The following is a 20,693-nucleotide window of genomic DNA, read 5'->3' on the forward strand; positions in this document are numbered from 1 at the left end:
TCTTGAAGATCTTCAAAATCATTGACTAGTTCTTCTATAGTATGATTATTGATTCGTCCTTCTCGGATGCAATTGCCTTTTTCATCTACTGTGTATCACACGCTATAGCCCTTATGATGGTCAATTCCGGTATAGAGCTTCATCTTTGTCTCCTGGTTGGGGGTTTCCTCATTTTCCCAGGAGTTGGTCTCCTTGAAAGTCTTCATTCTTTCATGTTACCTGACTCATGAAAAATCTCCTGCTCTTTACAAAAGACCTGCTGCCTCAGTGCCCAAAAGCTCTCTAAATCTTCACGGGTTTGTGCTATTTTGAAAATAAAATCAGGTGGATCATATCTTTTCACAGATTCAAAAAGCATGATTCTAATTCAGCAAAATTTATGCCATGGGTCAGTAGGCTAATGTTACCTAGCAAACTTGGGAATAAATTTCCAAGAAAACGAGCTGCCCTGACAGCTAAATAGCACGATGCCATAAAAGTTGAACAAGATGCTAAGACTCTTGATCCGCCAATGGGAAAAGAGTGCACGAACATGTATACTCAAGTTATAGCTTGAGCACGTTGGCTATTTTTTGGGGCCCAGATCCTACCAGAGTCTATAGCTCCTTATGGTGTCATGTGGGCTTAACTTATTTTTTACTATTATCTAAGTTGTTCCTTCTATTTCTCACTCGAGCTAAACCTCTCCCCCCACTTATAATGAGAGAACCATCTTCCAAAATGATTAAATTATTACCAGCATCATAAAATTCTCCTCGCTTGATGCGGTAATCGGAACGACGAAAAATCTTGTTCCCTTTAAAATCTATAACGGGCTTACGAAATGGTGCATTACCTAGCTCTGCTCTGATCACCTGTTCTCCGGCGTATCCTTCATGATCGGACCATAATCGGTATCCATAAAAATAGGTCTTACCTGTCTTTAGCTCTGCCCCGGTTCCATAGACCCTATTGCCCCCTCCGCTGATTGTGGGAACGCCACTAAATTGAACATCTGGATCCTGCCAAGTTATCTCAAACTTCTTACTTTTTGCTTCATACTCCAAGGCAACAATCCCGGTAGCAAAATCCGCTTCTGCATCAGGGGAGAGCAACCAACTTGCTGGACTTCCCTCTGGAATTTCACCTCCCGGCGGAACCATCAAACCATTTGGTAAGTATCCGCTATAGTTAGCTATGACTATTGTTTGTCCAAATGCGGCTGGTGAATTTTCTACCGTCTTCAACCAATCTGGCAAATTTGCCTTGATAACTTCAGGCTGGTCCTTAGACAGATGATCCTCCCGGCGAACCGCTACCAATATGGAAGGGCTATCATCAACATCTGCTATAATAAGACCATTCATCAGACTGATTACCGCTGCCTTGGTTTCAACCAAGATAACAAACTTATCCCCCGACTCCGTATTGACCAATGTTGGAGTCGTCCCGGTCCTTCTACGAATATTGAGCTCCCTTTTCCAAGAGCGAATAAGCTTCCCGCCTGCCCTATCCCACGTCGCCTTGATCATCGCTTGCTCGGTGGCCACATAAAAAGCTGAACGGTTTTTATCGAGACGTTCGACAGCTCGAGCATTCGTAGAAATCCCCTTGTCTATAAACACAGCCGCTATTGGCTCAAATCTCCCATCTAAAATCACTAGATAGGTCCGCTTGACCCCCTCTTCCTCAAAAACGACTGAGACACCCCACTCACCAGTATAGGTTGGAGTCAGCTCCGTAAAGCTATACCTTTTAAGCATCTTGCTCTCATCTAAATGACATAGATTTGCTACATCAGCTGTATTCATCACTACTAAACGCTCTAAAGAAATTCCCTGATCAAGCTTGCCTGATTGTGCCGGATCATCTTGAAGAAAGAGAAAACTTGGCTCCCTACTTTGCTTTTTGAATAGGCGTTCCCCACCAAACCCATCCTGATCCGGAATAATGACTCGACCATCATCCAACGCTACCAAATTCCAAGGAATGGAAACAGGCAAGCGGTTAACCACAAATCTATCCAATCCCTCAAAGCGATCCCCATCCACCACAAAGCGGTAAGCATCCGTCAAACTTACTCCCCAAACAGTTACCGCTTGCGGTAAATCATAGCGCCTTCTGCTTACTACATGCCAGGGTGATGTTCCGACATCCTTACCAATAGCATCTTCAAAATCCAGCAACTGAACCTCTAGCTCATTATCCATTGGACCCCTCATCCAAGTCGAAGCCTGTCTAGCCAATGCAAAATGCCCCATAGCGCTGGGGCTAGCATTCAAGGCCTGAGGATTTTCTATGAAATAATTTTTTGCCGCTTTCTCAGCCTCATTCAATGGCTCTCGAAGACCAGACTCCGCTTTCACAAACGTAGCAATCCCTATAGAAAAAACAGCAAGAATACTGGAAACAAGAAATCCTGTTTTCAGATCTAACTACCTTTTCTTAAAGGCCCTAAACGCTAAGGCTGCTAGCCCCATGAACAGTAGTGCATAAGTTGAAGGCTCTGGAATGACATTCAACTGAATATTTTCAATTGTGGCGACAAAGACTGAAGAGTTACCATTTAGGTAAACGAACCTGCTATCATCTAGGTTTTCTAGGTCGAGGTTATCTGCACTAAAATCATCTGAACCAAATAACTCATTGGGATCTGTCAGATCAAAGAGATCAATACTGACTCCTTTATCTATATCCCCCTCTTCTCTTAACACAAAAGAAAGCTGCTGTTCGTCTGAGACAATATCATACATAAAAATGCCAGGAGTAAGACCATCTCCTCCTGTTGAGTCCAGGGAATCAAAGGACACAAGTTCATCACCCGTATCAAACTGGATCATGTAACCAGGTATTCCGAGTCCTCCATAAAGGTAAGCGGCGACTGATGAACTTCCAAATGAATCTGTAGGCAAGGTATCGAGGTCCACTCGAATCTCACCCGCAATAAGATCATCTATTTCTACAATGGGGAAAGATGAATTAACCGCTTGGACCCTAGCATCAAATTCAAACAGAAGGACAACAGCCGACCCCGAATGTGACAGCCCAGCACATAATATAATGAGCGCTACATACTTCTTAATGTTCATTCAAACCTACTTTGTTACCTCTATATCAGATGATCCCATAGCGCACCATGACAATTCAATACGAGTGTTACTTGTTTCGTGATTATCTTATGACTTCATCTTCATAATAATCCAGAAAATAAAGCCCGGGCTATACATAAGAAATAGAATGAATAGCAAGGTAGTGAGATAATCCTTAGACAACCTCTATTTCTGAATTATCTATTTTCGAAAGGCATCTAGAGCTGGCAACCTTTGGTCTTCGTCATTGAATAGGGCCAGTCTTCCACCTTTCCATACATAGAGACCTTTCGTCAGAATTGATTCCGGATACCACCAAAGCACCCCCTTACCCAAGCTATTGGGGGTTGTTTTTACTGTTTCCAGAAGCGTTTCCAAGTATTCTTTTTGACCCTGAGGACTCTCTGGAAATTCCAAATTGGCGAGGGGCTCTCCGCTATGCCACGGGTAAGCTGTTTCAACAACCACAATTTCCTTTTCGAATGTCTTGGCAGTTGTCTGCAAATTGGCTTTAAGATCCTCGATAGTGCCATGGTGCCAAGGATAATAGCTTAGGGCAATCATGTCATACTCGACCTGGTGCTTTTGGATATTGCTAAAAAAGAATGCGGTTTTCTCTGCACTACCACCCGTCGCTATATGGATCATGATTTGCACCGCTTCTGTTGCTTGGAGAGGTTGCTTCACACCACGAATCCCCGCTTTCAATAAGGTGGTAAAATCTTGCCACCCATTCTCACTTTTGGACCATTTACCATCAGGCCAGAGAAAACCCCTATTGATTTCGTTTCCCACCTGCACGTATTCTGGCAGAGATCCGGCATCTCTCATTCTAGAAATGACGTTTGCAGAGTATCTCTCAACAATTGACTCAAGCTCGCTGAAGGAGAGATCTTTCCAAGCATTTGGCTTGCACTGCTGACCAGGATCAGCCCAAGTATCTGAATAATGAATATCCAAAATAATGGATGCACCAGCCCTCTTAACACGCTTGGCTAACTTAACAACGTAATCCAAATCCTGAACAACAGCATTCTTCCCGATGGGATTGACAAAAAGACGCAGTCTAAAGCAATTGCAACCATTTCGCATCATGATTACTAGGGCGTCATTGGGTTCTTCGTTCTCTTCATAAACAGCACCAAGCTCTTCAAATTTGGGTAACATGGAAATGTCGCCGCCTTTTAGAAAATAATCGGGTTTTGCAGAGTATTCAGCAGAAACAGCAAATCTTGGCTCTAGCAAAAAACCTAAACTTGTTATTACAAAAAGATATTTGATCATAGAAACCACTCTTTTCGAACTTCTACCTATTGTGTAACAAAAAATACAGGGGGCATTGACTATTACGTATCTGACTTAATATTCCTCATTCCACAACACGTGCCAAGATCTCATGATGTCTCTTGTCTCGAGGAACGCTTGGACCATTATAAGCTGCCCAAAGAAACTCTTTACTGATGACTCTTTTTTTTGCTTCAGCCCAATCCTGAAGTTTCACTTTAGCCTTTTCCCTCATTTCCTTAGTATCACTTCCAATGTATTTATAGGCCACGAACTGCCCTCCCTTTATCTTGTCTATTTTGACACTTTTGGAATTAGGCTCTGGTATCTCACTGCTACCGTTTTGATATTCTTCAGGGAGAACGAAATACATGCGCTGCTCTTCTCCTTCCATATCACCGAAAACCGGAGTAGTCATAGCAATTTTAGTATCTGAACGGTTGTCCCTGGAGATGTATCCAAAAAGCTTCATGAAACTACTATTGAGCCCTTTACCCATCTTTGCCGATGCCACATAAAGATCGTCATACAAACGAATCTCTAAGCTCCCCTCTTTAAGCAAAACATCGTATCTGGCAGTCTCATAGTCCTCTTCCTTACTCGAACTACAACTCATCACCATGCTTAAGCATGGCAAGTAGAAATAGATGGCGATATTTTTCAGTTTGTTGCCAATTAGCATGTTTAAACCCGAATGATGTGAGGGAAGTTGAACAAGATGCAGAAAAGCTTGAGCCACAAGAAAAAGAGAGTCAACGAAGATTTATCAATCGCATCGTCTGAGGGTAGCTCTTACAAGCAAGGGAAGGCATAACTACCAAGCGCGCGAAGCGTCAATCCAGATAGAGGTCGGATATGGATCTCAATAAGGTGATACCTCTAGCAGACTCCATATTTCTTAAGGACAAGATATTGGACAAATCTTTGAGTCTCTATGACATCATTCAAACTGAAATTAACCCCTTTTCTCTAAAACCACAGCCTTTATAGATTTTTTTCTATTCCTTTTTACTTACATGGCTTACTCAGTCCTTACCTGATACCTCATATGGAAAAATAAATAAGGAAACAGTAACTATTAAGGATTTCATTTTACGCCTGAATCGCTGCTTCTTTCGCCAAAATAACCTTTTTACGTGTTCTGCCCCAGCGGTAACCCTCAATGATACCAGTCCTTCGAATAACTCGATGACATGGGATGATAAAGCCCACCGGATTGGATCCACAGGCTGTTCCCACCGCTCGTGCAGATTGTGGATTTCCAATGCTTCTTGCTACCTGCCCATAGGTGCAAACATGGCCTTCGGGAATACGGAGTAGTGCCTTCCAAACTTTCAACTGAAAGGCACTGGCCCTTACCCAAAGACGCAATGGTTCATTCTTCTTATAAGAAGATTTGAAAATTCTCTTGCACAATTCTCTGGCTTGAATGGTTGACTGGCGATATTCGGCTTTGGGCCATTGGGCCAATAATTCAGCTGGTATGGAATCAGATGCATTGTTATCATGAAATGCGAGATGGCAAACGCCTCGCTCTGACCATGCTAAACTACAATGACCAAATATACTTTTTGAATAACCCCAAGTAATCACTAGTCCTTTACCTCGTTTTTTGAACTCTCCAGGTGAAACTCCTTCCAGTGTCACAAAAAGATCATGTAATCGCCCTGGACCTGACAACCCTACTTCCAGAGAAGTATCTAAAACACTCGCAGAATGACGCAATCTAGCCTTTGCATCCTCTACAGTCAGATATTTTAGAAACTGTTTTGGGGTCACTCCCGCCCAGCTATGAAACAGTCGATGAAATCGCGAAACACTAAGATCAACCATACCTGCTAAATCAGCTAAATGAGGTTGCTTAGTGTAATGGTTATCGAGATATCGTATGATTTTTTCAATTCTATCATAATCAGTCATTATTTAAACATAACCTATCATGCCACCCGTTTCTTGCTGATAATTGAGCATAGCACTGGTTGGATCAAAGTATCATTTGCTATAGTTTTAAATTTCCATGCCTTCAGGTTTGTAAAGAATCGTTTTCCATCCTTACCCTAGAAGCGGTCTCATAAATGGTGTGTACAGATAATTAGATGTGTTTAAATAAGAAGGGGTGGATTTGACAGATATGCAGTGGGAATACATTAGAAAATACCTTCCAAAGCATAGAGTAAGAAAAGACGGAAAAGGGCGACCCTGGAGTAATCCGCGTGATGCCCTTAATGGGATTATATGGATCCTTAAGACAGGAGCGCGTTGGAAGGACCTTCCGGAGAGATACGGAGCTTATCAAAGGGTTCATGGCAGGTTTCAAAATTGGGGAAAGCCACGAGTTATGCAGAAAGTATGAGAGGCATTGGCGCGTGACCTCAAAGAACGGGCTGAGATAGATGTTAGTGAATGTTTTATTCATGGAAGCTTTGTTCCTGCAAAAAGGAGGGCTCTGGCATCGAGCTTACCAAGCGGGGTAAGGGCTCAAAGGTCATGGTGGTGGCAGACGCTCATGGTTTACCTCTCGCCTTATGCGCGCAAAGCGCTCAACCTGCAGAAGTAAAACTAGTGAAAGAAACTCTTAAATGTTGCCCTCGAGGAATGAAACCTAAGTGGCTTATCGGAGATAAAGCATACGATAGTGATCCCTTTGATATAAAGTTGAAGATAAAGAAAATGAAGATGATTGCTCCACACAAGAGTAATAGAAAAAAGGCTGCAACTCAGGATGTTAGAGAACTAAGGCGCTATAAACGTAAATGGAAGGTAGAACCCTTCAACGCATGGCTCCGAAATTTTAGAAGGATAGTTGTTCGATGGGACTTCTATCAAGAAAATGATACTGCTTTCCTTTATCTAGCTGCTTTTCTTATCCTTTGGAAATATTTATGAGATCACTTCTAGTCATTTGACAAGTGCAAGCATTCCGACTAGTTGACACCCTATTTTCTACAGATATAAAGCTCACCTGCTGCAGAAGTGATGCCCATCTTCTCAATCTCATCTGCTGTTAAAAAATCACGCCTGTCAATTTTTTCAACAATAAAACCTGCTTCTTCCAGCCGAGAAAGATAGTCAGGCCCATACCTTCGAACATGATCCGCCTGCCCAAAAATGCGTAACCTTTCCTGAGGGTCTTTAATAGAAGGATCTTCAAAGGTACTCTCCGCTGTAATCGGCACCAGTAGCACAGCTAACCCGTCAACAGATAGAATTCTATAAAATTCCCTCATGGCTTTTCTGTCATCTGAGACGTGCTCAAGAACATGGCTGCAATAAATAAAATTAAAAGAATTGTCCGGCAGTTTTATATTCATAATATCCATCTTTAAATCTACATCGGGCATGGATAAATCGGCAGTGTAGTAACCACCTCCAATTAAAGATCTAAATTTTTCTTCAAGAATTGTCTCAGGGACAATATGAAGAGCCTTTAAGGGCGGATTCGCATGAAAATCGGTAAGTCTTTCGATATAAAGCCAGAATAGTCGATGCCGTTCGAGTGTTTCACAAACGGGGCATTTGGCATCTTTTCGAGGAATAATCCCAAATCCATGAAACTCTCTAAGGCCGCTTTTACAAAGGGGACATCTTCTTCTATTTCCAATATAGTAGAGTCTCTTCAGCGGGCGGAGCTTGCTTTTTATTTTACGCAACATGATCTACAAAGCACTTTAGGCATGCAAAACAATGATCTGCCTACGTCACCCATCACACTTTCACCGTCTTGATCTACGATCCAAAAATCTATAGGGGCATGAAGAACCCAACGCACGCCAAAAATGGATCAATAGTTCTCGAGCCAAAATTCGCAGTGCCGTGACGAACCGGTAGATGATCACTTTGATACTCCATCCCATGCGTTCTAAAATTTTATGAGAACGTGGCACACGTGCTATCTGATCAACCATTTCGCATAAGTGCTCCATCAGAACCCCTGGAGCATAGTGCTTGCGCCAAGCATCTTCGGCTGCGAGGCCCATTTCCTTCGAGCAAGACCGGTATTTTTCTAAAATTCTCGGAATGTCTCCTATCCTCCTTTCGGGTATAACAATGCTAAATGACTCCCAATTTGGACCTTCTGGAAAAGCATAGTTGTCTGCAATGATAACCGGAACTCTTGCCATCCTCATCACTTCAAAGAGACGTATTGTTCCGAGCCCTGTGCCACGAGGGCACAAGACAAACTCACTGTCGCGAATGACCTGTGCGTAATAACTATGACGATGTCGACGCTGCTCTTCGGAATGTGTTAAATCCCAAAATCTGAAATCCGTTGTATCCTCGATGAGAATGTCCGAACGTTTGAAATCTGTCCTCATTAGCCAACGACGAGTCCAAGAAGTGGCGGCTCCAACGAAGCTAAAAAAGTACGGTCGTTCATGAATTTCATTCTTGTCCCAGAGAATATAGGGATTATCAATCCCCTCTCCAAAAGGCAAGTAACAGAAGGAACGTAAAAGCCCGGATTTAAGCTGCTTACGGGAAAGCGAGGTATAGACTCCAGGTATTGGGTATAGATAGCATTTGATCTGTCCGTACAAATAGCATTTTTTATAATAATCTCTAAGAACTTGATGACGACGAAGATGGTAATAATAATGACCGCTATCTCCCTCGAGAAAGAAAATCCAATCTGCTTGGCTCGGATCATTCGTTGTAGAAAATTGTCTACTCTCGGATAGTTGCTCGATCAGGTGACCAAGCTTAGGAAACGCTCTCTTACCATCTGAATAATAGCTCTCAAAATAGATGATTTTTTTAGCTCCTTCATGGTAGCTTGCTTCATCAAGACTCACATTGGACATATTTCCTATTAAGCAGTACTAGGGCAAACAGTAAACACTGCTTTTATTATTGATGGAGGAAGGAGAAATAGCCTCTTACACGCGATTCTAACACACCTTGGAATTAGTCATTTTTGAATGAATAGGCAACAGTGCTTCATCCAACCTACCATTCTATTGTTTCATCAGTAAAGGCCTCAAGAGATCTGTGTAGTCCCTTGGTGCTTGGCTCCGTGTTGATATCAGAGGATCAATCCGGCGGAACAATCTTGGAATACTTCCATCTCCTGGATATCCCGATTGAATTAGGATATGACAAAACTGAATCTTTAAAATGAATTCAGAAACGCTACAGAAGTGCCTATTTGAATAATTTCTAATTAAGAAAAGATTAGGCTGCACTTATTTGCAATTAATTTTTGATAAGCAAAACTACGGGTTAGATGCTCATTTCAAAAAATCTGAGAGTTTCGATTTATTCGCTTTTAAAGCAGCATTCCTCGTAGGTCTTGCTTAACACTCTGGTATCACTATGCGACTAACCTTTGATAAAACGGTCGATGGAAAACGTTCCCCCGCCTTTGATCAAAAAGGGTAATGTCGCAAAAGCATAGAGGAGTGCTAATTCTCCTTTGCCAAATAGATCATCGCCGTGAGCTCCAAAGGCGGCAACGACCATGGTGCCCATGACAGCAGCTGCTGCCGGTCGAGTGGCTAGACCAAGAGCTAATAAAATACCTCCTACTAATTCACTGATGCCAGCACCCCAAGCAAAGAGCTCGGGCATGGGAAAACCAATCTTACCTACAAGTCCTACAAAACCCTCGGCCGGTGGAACTTTACCTAACCCATGAGCAAACGCCATGGTGGCACCCACAAAAACTCTAGTAACTGCCAAACTTAATTCGACTGGAAATGTCGCATCTCTGGAACGTTCAAAAAGTATTTTTATCATAGTTGGTAGTATCTACTTATATGCGAGATAGTCAAATGTGACGTTACATCTTTGTTAGCTCTCCTTTTCAAGCTGCTAGAAGTTATATTCATCTCAATCAACTCCTATTAGAGCTTAATCCGGAATGATGCAGTAGAGACTCAAAGATCTGAGCAAGATCTTGGCTCCAAGAAACATAGAGCCCTCAAGAGGTATCGCGGTTAGATACATCTTCGTCGACTCTCTTTTCCTTGCAACTCAAGCTTTTAGGTATCTCGTTGCACTTCTATTGCATAATCCAGATTAAAACGGACCCGTCTTTGTGTCCTATTTTTTCAGAGGGTGACTCTTTGGGACGTGTCCAGAGGACTTAGTGGAGTGTCCATGTAAAGCTATGAAATTTAAAAGATGGAGCCGGATGTCGGGATCGAACCGACGACCAGATGATTACAAATCAACTGCTCTACCGCTGAGCTAATCCGGCCTATTTTAGAATTTTCCCAAAAAGGAACAAAAGGATAGAATTATCGCAAAACCTGAGCAAGGAAAAAACTTACCTCGCTAGTGCCACATGATTTACTCGTTTTCCAGCTCGACTAAAGCCCTAATAAATTGCAAATCATCGGGGTCGAATAAGGTAGTGGAGGTGTACACAGTCTGTTGAAAGCCTCCCCCAATATACCATTCTGAGGTCACTTCAATATCTTGCGTATCACTACTCCAGGAATCCTGAACAAAAGGGGTATGAGTCACTTGGCCTATCACTGATAATGCTGGGTCATCTATCCTCGAGATAACCGTCATCTCTAGGAAGCCTGCATCATTCAAACGAACTTGAGGCAAAACATCGTTGTTAGGCAACAAGGGGTCCATACCCAAACCATAACAAATAAGATTATCAATTCTGTCAAAATTAGGATCCGCATTTTGACCGGTAATCAAGTTTCCCATCAATATCTGGGCAAGGCTAAAATTATCCGTGCTATTTTGCCAAGCTTCGTATGAAAAAGAGGTTGCTCCAAAAAACGAGTCGAAATACAGTCTCATCTGCACCAAAGCATCCAGTCCTGAATCTAGGTGACCCCTATTAGTGCCGACGCGCTGCTTACGAACCGGAGCATTTTCTGAAAGCATAAAGCGATGCGCCAAATTCGTATTTTCCGGAGAAACATCAATATCCGCGTCCGCATAGAGAAATAACACCGGTGCTTGAGGTACCCACTCATCGAGACTATTTTCTTTTAGAACTTCAAAGAACTCAGGATTGTTTGCTTGCAGTGTTTCAAAAGAAGTATCAACGAGTAGTTGATCCAGTTCAGATGCAGACGGCAGTTGTGCCAATATTTCGGCACTCGAAAGAGAACCATCAAATAAGTCTGGAAGCATATCGGCATAGGGCTGCTTAATGATCGTAGAAAGGTCGGACTCTATCGCATAAACCTCATTCATCGAGTAAACCAGATAACATAGATAGAGAGGCGCATTATCAGATGGATTCGCCAGTGATTCTTGGATTTGAGCACCATCTAAATCATAAGGACCGGCACCTGCGGCGGAGGCTATGAGTGAAAATTCGTCTGAGAGATTTTCTTCAATTTCACGATGCGTCGATAAAGCAGCGTGTCCTCCTTGAGAGTACCCAAACAGAAACAAATCATTGCTAAAAGTTGAACCCTCTAAGTTCGCAAGTCCCTCGACAAGTTGCCTGGCCGCACGAATCGCGTCAATTGCAGCGCTGGCTTGAGAGTCCACATGAAGGTAGGGATGAAATCCCTGGTTACCCCCCAGGCCTATATAATCCGGAGCAACCGCTAGATATCCCGAACCTGCAAATGAAGACAAAAGCAGGTTATATATGCCATTTGCAGTTCCAATAAATGATCTCGAAGGCACTACATCCTGCTCTGTCTCCGTAATATTATGAAAACATACCGTCGGAGCCTCAAGTGCACCTAAGGGAATGGATACTAAACCCGTTGCTTCCGTTTCATTACCAAAAGCATCGATAGTTTCATAACGTATTGAATACACTCTTGCGTTGTATAAAGAGTCTGGCAGCTCATCTAACCTGAATAGATCTATTGAATTATCGATCAATTCTCTATTAACCACATTTCCACGCCATGAGAAAATAAGGTCCCCTCTTTCTGCATATGAATAACTAGGAGATAATAAATTTATACTTAGTAGAAATAAAATAACAAAAAAGTAATAATTCGTCTTTAACAACACAAAGCGAGATTAAATAGCAGCTTAAGTAGTGTCAATTAAGAATACTCCGAAAGAACTAATCCGGATCAGTCTGTCTCTAGTTCAATCAGAGCTCTTATGAACTGAAGATCTTGAGGATCAAAAAGTGTTGTAGAGGTATAAACCGTTTGCTGAAAGCCATCTCCCATATACATTTTGGAGTTTACTTGGATATGTGCGGCGGCGCTACTCCAAGAATCAGGCATTAGAGGTGTATGAGTAACTTGGCCAACCACCGATAATGCTGAGTCATTAACCCTGGAGACAACTGTCAACTCTAGAAAACCGGAGTCATTAAGACGAACTTGGGGCAAAACATCCTTGTTTGCCAAGAAAGGATCCATACCAAAAGCATAGCAGGTAACATTATCCACTCTATCAAAGTTAGGATCTGAGTTAGGGCCCGTAATGAAATTTCCTACTAATATCTGTCCAAGGCTAAAATTGTCCGTACTTTTCTGCCATATTCCATAAGATGAGGCGGCTTCTTCATAGAAAGAGTCAAAATAAAGTCTGATTTTCACCACTGTGTCTATCAAAGCGGTATCATGATCCCTATTGGTTCCTACCCTTTGCTTACGCACCGGAGCATTTTCGGAAATCATAAAGCGGTGAGCGATATGAGTATTTTCAGGGCTTACATCTTTGTCTGCATCTGCATAGAGAAACAAAATTGGCTTTTCTGGCACCCACTCATCAAGGCTGTTTTCTTTAAGCGCGGCAATTAGATCTGGATACGCCTCAACAAGACCCTCGAAGGTGGTCTCATAGAGTAGTTGATCCAAGTCAAACTGGGACGGCAAAGCCGCAACAATCTCCTGAACGGTTTTGGAACCATCAAATAAACTAGGAATCATAGCATCATAGGGCGGCTTAAACAGAGTCGAAAGGTCAGACTCTAAATTATATATTCTGCCCATTGAGTAACCTACGTAAGCGAAATATAGTGGCGTATTCTCACTCGGATTATCTAACGAACGCTTTATCTGGACACCATCTAAATCAAATGGCCCAGCACCTGCGGCTGTCGCTACAAGTGAAAATTCGTCTGATAAATTTTCTTCAATTGCTCGATGCGTTCCCACCGTGGCGTGCCCTCCTTGCGAATAACCGAATAAAAACAAATCATCTCCCACCGTCGTTCCATCCAGATTATCTAGGCTGGCAACTAGATTTTTTACGGCACGAATGGCATCAATCGCGGCGCTAGATTGTGATTCAACATGTAGGTAGGGATGTAATCCTGGACCACCACCTAAACCTAAGTAATCAGGCGCAACCCCCAAATAACCCGCTCCTGCAAAAGACGCCATAAGTAAGCTAAAAATTCCATTGGACGTACCCAAAAACGACCTCGACGGGGCTTCGTCTCGGTTTGTTTCTGTGCCATTATGAAAACATGCTATAGGCACTTCTGAAGCTCCTATAGGGATTGCCACCAATCCAGTGGCCTCCGTTTCGTTGCCGAATTCATCAATTGTCTCGTAGCGTATGGAGAACATCCGCACGTCATAGATCGAGTCAGCGACGTCATCTATTCCAAAGAGATCGATCGAATTATCTATGACCGCTTTATCAAGGACATTACCTCTCCACCACAAAATAAGATCTCCTCTTTCCGCATAACTAAGCGAAGGAAAGAGTAGGACGAGGATAAACATAAAAGACCAAAGACGATTGAATTTTGCAATAACAAGCCTCATATACCTAAAGGTAAATTTATGACCTATATGTGTCAATAGGCAATGACACCTAACCTCTGGAAAGAGCTTGCATGCTTATTTCTTTAACCTGGGTGATCTAGCTGCCATACAGTCAGCAATTTCTTCAGCGGGATAGGTAAGAATTTCGGCAAGGGTAGGATGATAATGAGGCATCTTGGCTAGGTCATAGACCGTACCTTTGAAAGCCATGAGTGCTGTGAGTTCATGAATGAGATCAGAAGCATGAGGCCCTACAATTTGAGCTCCCAGAATGGTTCCCTTTTTAGGATCCGCTAATAGCTTCACAAAGCCGTCAAGAGCTCCCATGACCATGGATTTTCCATGATCATCGAATGGATAAGTCGCCATGAGATAATCTTTTTTTTCTGCCTGCAAGTCTTTTTCAGATTTACCTACCGTGGCAACTTCAGGATTGGTAAAGGTGACTGTCATAATTAGGCGGTAATCCATTCGGGCTAATTTCGGGCTTTTGCGAGATTTTCCTTGCTGCACGAGAGCAAGTGCATTCTTAGCTGCTAGCTCACCCTGACTAATGGCTACATGCACAACCTCATAGGGACCGCAGACGTCACCAGCTGCAAAAATATGTTTCTGACTACTTTGCTGAGTCAAACGAACCCTGATTCGCCCGCTATTTGTCTTAACTTTTGCCGCTTCTAAGTCAAGTGAATCCGTATTAGCGCGACGACCCAAGGCACATAGGATTTCCTCAGAAGAAACAGTTACTTCTTTTTTGCCTTGCTTAAAGCGCACTCTTTTTTTGGCCGGCTTACCTTTTTTCGTTTTCAGTTTCTCAAATCGCAAGAGTTCCGTTCCCGTGTAAACCTCCATACCCTCTTCTCGAAAAACTTTTTCTAAAACTTGAGCTACATCTGAATCTCCAGCACTCAAAAATTGACCACTGCGCTGGATGATTTTTACGTTCACCCCAAGATGAGAGAAGTATTGGGCTAGTTCAAGCGCAACCGGGCCGGCTCCCAAGACTGTAAGACTTTTCCATGGCTTGATTTGATGAAGCGCCTCATCACTTGTGATAAAGCCGACGTCATCTAAACCTTCAGCTTGAGGAATGGCTACGCGAGATCCCGTAGCGATAACAAAAGTCTTACTTTTGATCACTTTGCTTTTACCAGATTCTCTGAAGGTTACTTCTATACTCTGTTCATCCAAAAACCGAGCCTTGCCTTGTATAAAATCAAATTTACCTCCTCGTTGCTGCTGCTCCCGATAATTGGAAAATTCATTAATTAGGGCGTCTTTGCGTTTAACAATTTTTTTCCAATTGGGCTCAGCCGCTGGCACTTTTAGTCCAAATCGGGAGGCCCGTTTTATTTCGTGAAGTCGATGAGCTGATTCTAGCAACGCTTTAGTAGGCATACATCCTTTGAGAATACACAGGCCCGCCGTTTGCTCGCCCCCTTCAATGAGCGCAACAGATACTTCTGAATCTTCTACTGCTGTTCTGGCCGCAGCATATCCGGCACTGCCTCCGCCAATAACGACAATATCGTAGAAATCCTTCATGCAAATATCCTAACCCTATTATTTTACTCAAGCAAAAGCAAAGCATTGGGTGAATGAATTTTCCAGATAGGATAGAGCCCGTTTATAAGTCTGAAACACAACCACTTCACTCTTATCAATTGCAACTCTAATTAGCTAACTCCAAACGGTGTAATAAGCCTTTTGCTTTGAATAGAGCAGTTTTCAGTTCACGAACCCCAAAGGGTTTTGAGAGAAAATCATCCATGCCTGCATCAAGACACCTTTGGCGATCGGAGTCCATGGAATACGCTGTCATAGCAATAATAGCCGACTGAGCACTCTTCAAATGCATTTCTCTTATGCGCTTGGTGGCTGTAAAGCCGTCCATCTCGGGCATTTCTATATCCATTAGAATAACATCGTAGTCCTTTTCCTCTAGAGCACTTAATGCCATTTCTCCATTGTCGACCACGTCTGGAGCAAGCCCTAGTTTCCCGAGCATCGAAATCATCACGCATTGATTAACTCGATTATCTTCAACTAATAAGACTTTCATTTTATCTAGGCTTAGATCTTCACGTGCTCTTTTAGATCCTGATACTTCGGTCAAAGAAGCCTCTACTAGGCCATTCCAAAATTGCCTCATGGTCAGAGGTTTTTGGCCAAACACTACTTGGGCATTCTCCTGTTCCACCAAATTACAACAAAAAGAGCCCAGAATATAAGGGCGAGAAAAAATATTCTTGGATTTTAAGATGTTCAACAGATGCTTCACATCATTTTCCGAGCATGCTCCATCTATAATGACAAAATCAAATGATTCGGATTCGTTCACAAGCTGCTCAAACTTTTCGATATCTGTAACTGATTTGAGTCGCATACCCCACTCCTGAGTGAAGTGATCCATAAATTCTAATTGAGTCTGACTCTTTTCTATTGCTAAAACTTTTTTATTCTCAAATCTCCTGTCTACCTGAAAACACCAATCTCCAACCGAACCAACAGGAACATCTAGCTCGAAGCTAATCGAAGAAATGCCTTGCTGACTAAAATGATGGTAAAGCTTTCCTTCAAAAAGATGGCCTAATTCTCTGGCAACTTCTAAGCCCAAAGCGAGTTCACCTCCATGCAGAGCTCGGTCTTCACCACCCTTTGAAAACAATCTTCGAATATGAACGAGACCTTCTGGAGATACTTGCGCACTCTCCCACCATACTCTAAAGCAAAGCCGCTGTTTACCGTTTTCTAAACCACTGGCAGTGACTTTCAGAGATAGCTCACCTTTTTCTAAGAAGAACGCAGAAATTCGCAACAACTCACAGATTAATTGGGCCAAATAATTTCTGTCCGTAACAACAACTCTAGGTGCTGGCCCTCCAATACTATAGGCTATATCGAGCGGCTTTTCCTGCTCGATCACATACTCATAGGATGCTTCCACGCAATCTTCAAGCAGAGAAGCTAGCTCAACAGAAGCGTGTGCCAATTGAATGTGCCCCTCACGCAACTTCGTGTATTCAATGATATGCTCAAACATCATCATCAACAGTTTTCCACTCTTCTTAGAAGTTAGAACCAAATCTTTTTGTGCGCGATCTAACTCTGTGTCCATGAGCATATCCGCTATACCTAAGATACTGTTCATGGGCGTTCGAATCTCATGATCAACCGTCGTTAAGAACTCTGCTTTCGTCCTCTTTGCTAGGCTAGCATCTTCCTTGGCCTCGCGAAGCTCTCGTAGCTTATCCTTGAATTCCGAAATATCTGTTTCGATGAGCATCCCTCCCTCTAATGAACCCTTGTCATCTCTGAGTGGACGAACTTCAAGTGCCATGAGATGAGGCTGGTCATCTTTGTCATAATGTAGGATTTCAGCATCAAACCCATGACCCAATGACAAACTTTTAGAAATTTTCTTAGTAATTTCTTGAGATGTTTTATCGCCCGCTAAAAGCAACTCTGGTTTCATCCCCAAAGTCTCCAGCATAGAATAACCAAACTGCCTATTGAAGCCGGCATTGACCCATTCGATCCTTCCATTTTTATTGGTTAACACCACAGCGTTGTGCGTGCTGTTAACCACCTTAGCCAATTGACGTATTTGAGCATGATTTTCAGCTAGTCGATCAAAACAGTCATTGAGAATTCTACCCAAATTGCCCATTTCCGTCAGCGGAACCATTCTAGCTGAGAGAAAGTCTGCATAATCTCCATGCTTACGTTTATTGGCAGCACGCGTCATGATTTTGAGAGGCTTGAGCACTTCGAACTCTAGAAAAAACCAACCGAGTAACCCAAAGAAAAACAATACGACTATTGTCCAGCCTAGACTTACCACCCATAAGAGCCATAGGCCTAAGCCATCTGCTGTCCTTTCCTGTAATGACTTGATAAACTCTACCGGTGAATATTGTTCGAGCAAATAGCGTAGTAGTTCAATCTTTATAAAACTCAGAACAAGAGCAACTACGGCCACCCCAATCGCCAAGCGAATAAATAGACTAGGCGCACACTTTTTAATGATCGCATGCCAAGCCCTCTCGACGGTGCTTAACCAATCGGCATCTTGAGAGTCTCGACCCTCCTGAATGGTAGCTCTGATTTGTGATACTTGGCTCATGAAAATTTCTGGGGTTCTTGCAGTTACTCACCCATTAATTTAATCGACCTACTCGTTTTCAGAGTTAAGTCTTTTCGCCTCGATCCCATCGCGAGTTTCGCATTCGTTGTAAAATTGGGAGCACTTGGCAGTCTTCGTGCAAGATAAAGCGTCTCTACTGCAGACTACCGTGACCCTAAGGCACTGTTCCCACCCAGCTATGTGGGCCTTCTGGAAAATTTCTAGGCGAGAGATTTAGGTATTTCATAGGATTCCACATCCTCTGATTGTCCCTTAAATTTGCCGTAGAGAAAGCGGTCTGCCACAGTATCTTTCCTAGTGATAACTGAGGCCTTTTTCAGGCCCTCTTCAGCTAAGCGGTGTAGACTCTGATAAAGCAACCAGGTTCCTGCCCCACGGCAGCGATATTCATCTTGAATACACACTCCAGTCAATAGTTGACGCTCGCTCTCCTCTTCAAAATAGATAGCACTCAGACCTAGCATATGAGAACCATCTTCCAGAGAGAGAAAAGTAACCTTTTTTGAGTCAATACCTGCATCAACTACCTTTTTCAGGTCGGCCATTCTTTGTTCTAAAGCGGTATTCCACCCATGATCCATGCGGTGAGTCGACTCCAGCGTTTTCCAAATACGAGGGCGATCTTCTTTTCCGACAATACGAAGTTCCAATTTCCGCTCCATCTTCGGCGAATCATCGGGCAGATGATCCAAAACCCAAGTATACTTGACCCACTTAATGCCAAACATGATGAAGATGCATATCTATAAAAATATCAGATAGCAAGGTAATAAATAAGAGTATTCTGATGATTTGTTAACCATGCGAGCTAAAAACTACAGGCAAAACCAGAGCAATTTTTTACAGTTCCGAATAAATTCAACTTAAAAGATCTTTAACCGCGGCCTTCTCTTCACCAAGCTCCTTAAGGGTTGCCGCAATTTTCTCTTTGCTAAAGTCATTCACCTCTAGATCTTTGACCACTTGCCATGCAGACCCATCTGACGTGATGGGATAGGAAACCATTAGGCCTTCCTCTGCTCCGTAGCTTCCATCCGATGAGATTGCCACACTGGTCCAATCTCCATCAGCTGTAGGCGTAGTAAGAGATTTTACGGTATCAACCACTGCACTTGCGGCACTCGCGGCAGAAGAAGCTCCTCTTGCCTTAATGATAGCCGCACCTCTTTGCTGAACCGTAGAAATAAACTCCCCTTTTAACCAAGATTCATCAGAAATTACTTCGGTGACAGGCTTGCCGCTAATCTTAGCATCGTAGAAATTGGGGTATTGCGTAGCGGAGTGATTACCCCAAATCGCCATATTGGTAACTTCCGAAACATGAACACCTGCCTTGGAAGCTAACTGCGCCTTAGCTCGGTTTTCGTCCAAGCGAGTCATCGCAAACCAGCGGTCAGCTGGAATCGATTTGGCGCTTTCCTTAGCGATCCAGCAATTTGTATTACAAGGATTTCCCACGACTAGCGTGCGAACGTCTGAAGCTGCATTTTTTTCTATGGCCTGCCCTTGACCGACAAAAATTTTGCCATTGATACCGAGCAAATCTTTGCGCTCCATGCCTTGTTTACGAGGAACACTACCTACCAATAGAGCCCAACTGACATCTTTGAACCCTTCGTTTAGATCTACAGTGGGAACCATATCTTTGAGTAATGGAAAAGCGCAGTCGTCCAATTCCATGACAACGCCTTGTAAAGCTTCTTCAGCAGGAGGAATTTCAATCAGATTTAAAGCTACTGGCTGATCTGGACCAAACATGGATCCAGAAGCGATTCTAAAAAGCAGCGAATAGCCTATCTGGCCTGCTGCACCGGTCACTGCTACTCTTATCGGTTTCTTTTCGGACATATAATTAATAGTCTAACCACAAGAAAACCTCATGACAACGCCAATCGCGCACAAAACGTGGTTTCTTCTTTCTCAAGCCAGTAGATCCTAAACACTACCGGGCTTGACTGCGGGTATAGATTTTAAGTCCTCTGGCAGCTGATCTGGATGAAATGTCTCAACATTCAATCGCAGCAAACTCTCATAAGGAGCACCAAAATCTGGCGACACGTCACCGCTTCTATCTACAATCACAACAATACCGACGACGACACCCCCCAGAGATCGAACAACCTCACAGGTTTCCTTCACAGCGCTACCGGTCGTTACCACATCTTCAGCAACCAAGAAACGTTCCCCGGGATTCACACGAAAGCGCCGCATAACCAACTTGCCGTCCTGCTTTTCCGCAAATATGTGTCTTTTGTTCAGATTTCTAGCTACCTCATGTCCTACAAGAATGCCTCCCATGGCAGGAGAAACGACCGTATCTATCTCATAGATCTTTGCGCGTTCCGCTAAGGCCGAGCATATATCAGCAGCGATCACAGGATGCTGTAACAAACCTGCACACTGGAAATACTGACGACTACGCAATCCCGAACGTAGAATAAAATGCCCCTCTAATAGTGCTTTAGTCTCTTTAAACTTCGCTAGGACCTCATTTGCATCCATCAATCCACCTCGTGTTCCTCTCTA

Annotated in this window: 18 protein-coding genes and 1 tRNA gene; 2 read left to right on the top strand and 17 right to left on the bottom strand. The window is 43.1% G+C overall.

The annotated features are described in order from the left end of the window. Positions 1–202: 202 nt before the first annotated feature. From AAGA18_13165 to AAGA18_13190, 6 genes are all read right to left on the bottom strand, one after another. Positions 203–358: a hypothetical protein gene (locus tag AAGA18_13165; GenBank protein MEM9446288.1), complete on the bottom strand. Its 156-nt coding sequence runs from the start codon at positions 356–358 to the stop codon at positions 203–205. 271 nt (positions 359–629) lie between these two features. Beyond that, complete coding sequence (locus AAGA18_13170) at positions 630–2,345, bottom strand: hypothetical protein (protein ID MEM9446289.1); 1,716 nt, start codon at positions 2,343–2,345, stop codon at positions 630–632. Positions 2,346–2,414: 69 nt separating this feature from the next. Next, on the bottom strand, positions 2,415–3,068 hold the full coding sequence (locus AAGA18_13175; GenBank protein ID MEM9446290.1) for a PEP-CTERM sorting domain-containing protein: 654 nt from the start codon (positions 3,066–3,068) through the stop codon (positions 2,415–2,417). A 201-nt stretch (positions 3,069–3,269) separates the two neighbouring features. Then, positions 3,270–4,352 carry a glycosyl hydrolase 53 family protein gene (locus tag AAGA18_13180; protein ID MEM9446291.1) on the bottom strand — a complete coding sequence of 361 codons (1,083 nt, stop codon included), beginning with the start codon at positions 4,350–4,352 and terminating at the stop codon, positions 3,270–3,272. Between the two features lie 85 nt (positions 4,353–4,437). After that, complete coding sequence (locus AAGA18_13185; protein ID MEM9446292.1) at positions 4,438–4,968, bottom strand: heme-binding protein; 531 nt, start codon at positions 4,966–4,968, stop codon at positions 4,438–4,440. Between the two features lie 476 nt (positions 4,969–5,444). Then, positions 5,445–6,272, bottom strand: a complete 828-nt coding sequence (locus AAGA18_13190) for a methylated-DNA--[protein]-cysteine S-methyltransferase (GenBank protein ID MEM9446293.1) — start codon at positions 6,270–6,272, stop codon at positions 5,445–5,447. 211 nt (positions 6,273–6,483) lie between these two features. On the opposite strand from AAGA18_13190, the gene AAGA18_13195 reads away from it, so the two are divergent. Continuing rightward, a complete protein-coding gene (locus tag AAGA18_13195) occupies positions 6,484–6,705 on the top strand; it encodes a transposase (GenBank protein MEM9446294.1) in 222 nt (73 codons plus the stop codon). Positions 6,706–6,755: 50 nt separating this feature from the next. Beyond that, positions 6,756–7,238: an IS5 family transposase gene (locus tag AAGA18_13200; GenBank protein ID MEM9446295.1), complete on the top strand. Its 483-nt coding sequence runs from the start codon at positions 6,756–6,758 to the stop codon at positions 7,236–7,238. A 50-nt stretch (positions 7,239–7,288) separates the two neighbouring features. On the opposite strand, the gene AAGA18_13205 is transcribed toward AAGA18_13200, so the two are convergent. From AAGA18_13205 to pyrE, 11 genes are all read right to left on the bottom strand, one after another. Next, positions 7,289–8,005: a methyltransferase domain-containing protein gene (locus AAGA18_13205; GenBank protein ID MEM9446296.1), complete on the bottom strand. Its 717-nt coding sequence runs from the start codon at positions 8,003–8,005 to the stop codon at positions 7,289–7,291. A gap of 60 nt (positions 8,006–8,065) precedes the next feature. Beyond that, positions 8,066–9,154, bottom strand: a complete 1,089-nt coding sequence (locus AAGA18_13210) for an exostosin family protein (protein MEM9446297.1) — start codon at positions 9,152–9,154, stop codon at positions 8,066–8,068. A gap of 517 nt (positions 9,155–9,671) precedes the next feature. Next, positions 9,672–10,088 carry a DoxX family protein gene (locus AAGA18_13215; GenBank protein MEM9446298.1) on the bottom strand — a complete coding sequence of 139 codons (417 nt, stop codon included), beginning with the start codon at positions 10,086–10,088 and terminating at the stop codon, positions 9,672–9,674. A gap of 388 nt (positions 10,089–10,476) precedes the next feature. Continuing rightward, a tRNA-Thr gene (locus AAGA18_13220) sits at positions 10,477–10,551 on the bottom strand. 92 nt (positions 10,552–10,643) lie between these two features. Beyond that, entirely contained in the window at positions 10,644–12,098 is a 1,455-nt protein-coding gene (locus AAGA18_13225; protein ID MEM9446299.1) for a lipase family protein, read from the bottom strand. A gap of 266 nt (positions 12,099–12,364) precedes the next feature. After that, positions 12,365–14,020 (bottom strand): lipase family protein, encoded by a 1,656-nt coding sequence (locus tag AAGA18_13230; GenBank protein ID MEM9446300.1) that lies wholly within the window; start codon positions 14,018–14,020, stop codon positions 12,365–12,367. Positions 14,021–14,095: 75 nt separating this feature from the next. Continuing rightward, positions 14,096–15,565 carry a dihydrolipoyl dehydrogenase gene (locus AAGA18_13235; GenBank protein ID MEM9446301.1) on the bottom strand — a complete coding sequence of 490 codons (1,470 nt, stop codon included), beginning with the start codon at positions 15,563–15,565 and terminating at the stop codon, positions 14,096–14,098. 127 nt (positions 15,566–15,692) lie between these two features. Then, positions 15,693–18,146, bottom strand: a complete 2,454-nt coding sequence (locus AAGA18_13240; protein ID MEM9446302.1) for a response regulator — start codon at positions 18,144–18,146, stop codon at positions 15,693–15,695. A gap of 221 nt (positions 18,147–18,367) precedes the next feature. Beyond that, complete coding sequence (locus tag AAGA18_13245) at positions 18,368–18,895, bottom strand: GNAT family N-acetyltransferase (GenBank protein ID MEM9446303.1); 528 nt, start codon at positions 18,893–18,895, stop codon at positions 18,368–18,370. A gap of 130 nt (positions 18,896–19,025) precedes the next feature. Then, positions 19,026–20,015, bottom strand: a complete 990-nt coding sequence (locus tag AAGA18_13250) for a malate dehydrogenase (protein ID MEM9446304.1) — start codon at positions 20,013–20,015, stop codon at positions 19,026–19,028. Between the two features lie 87 nt (positions 20,016–20,102). Then, a complete protein-coding gene (gene pyrE / locus AAGA18_13255) occupies positions 20,103–20,669 on the bottom strand; it encodes an orotate phosphoribosyltransferase (protein ID MEM9446305.1) in 567 nt (188 codons plus the stop codon). Positions 20,670–20,693: the final 24 nt, after the last annotated feature.

The sequence above is a fragment of the Verrucomicrobiota bacterium genome, from assembly GCA_039192515.1.
Lineage (GTDB): Bacteria > Verrucomicrobiota > Verrucomicrobiia > Methylacidiphilales > JBCCWR01 > JBCCWR01.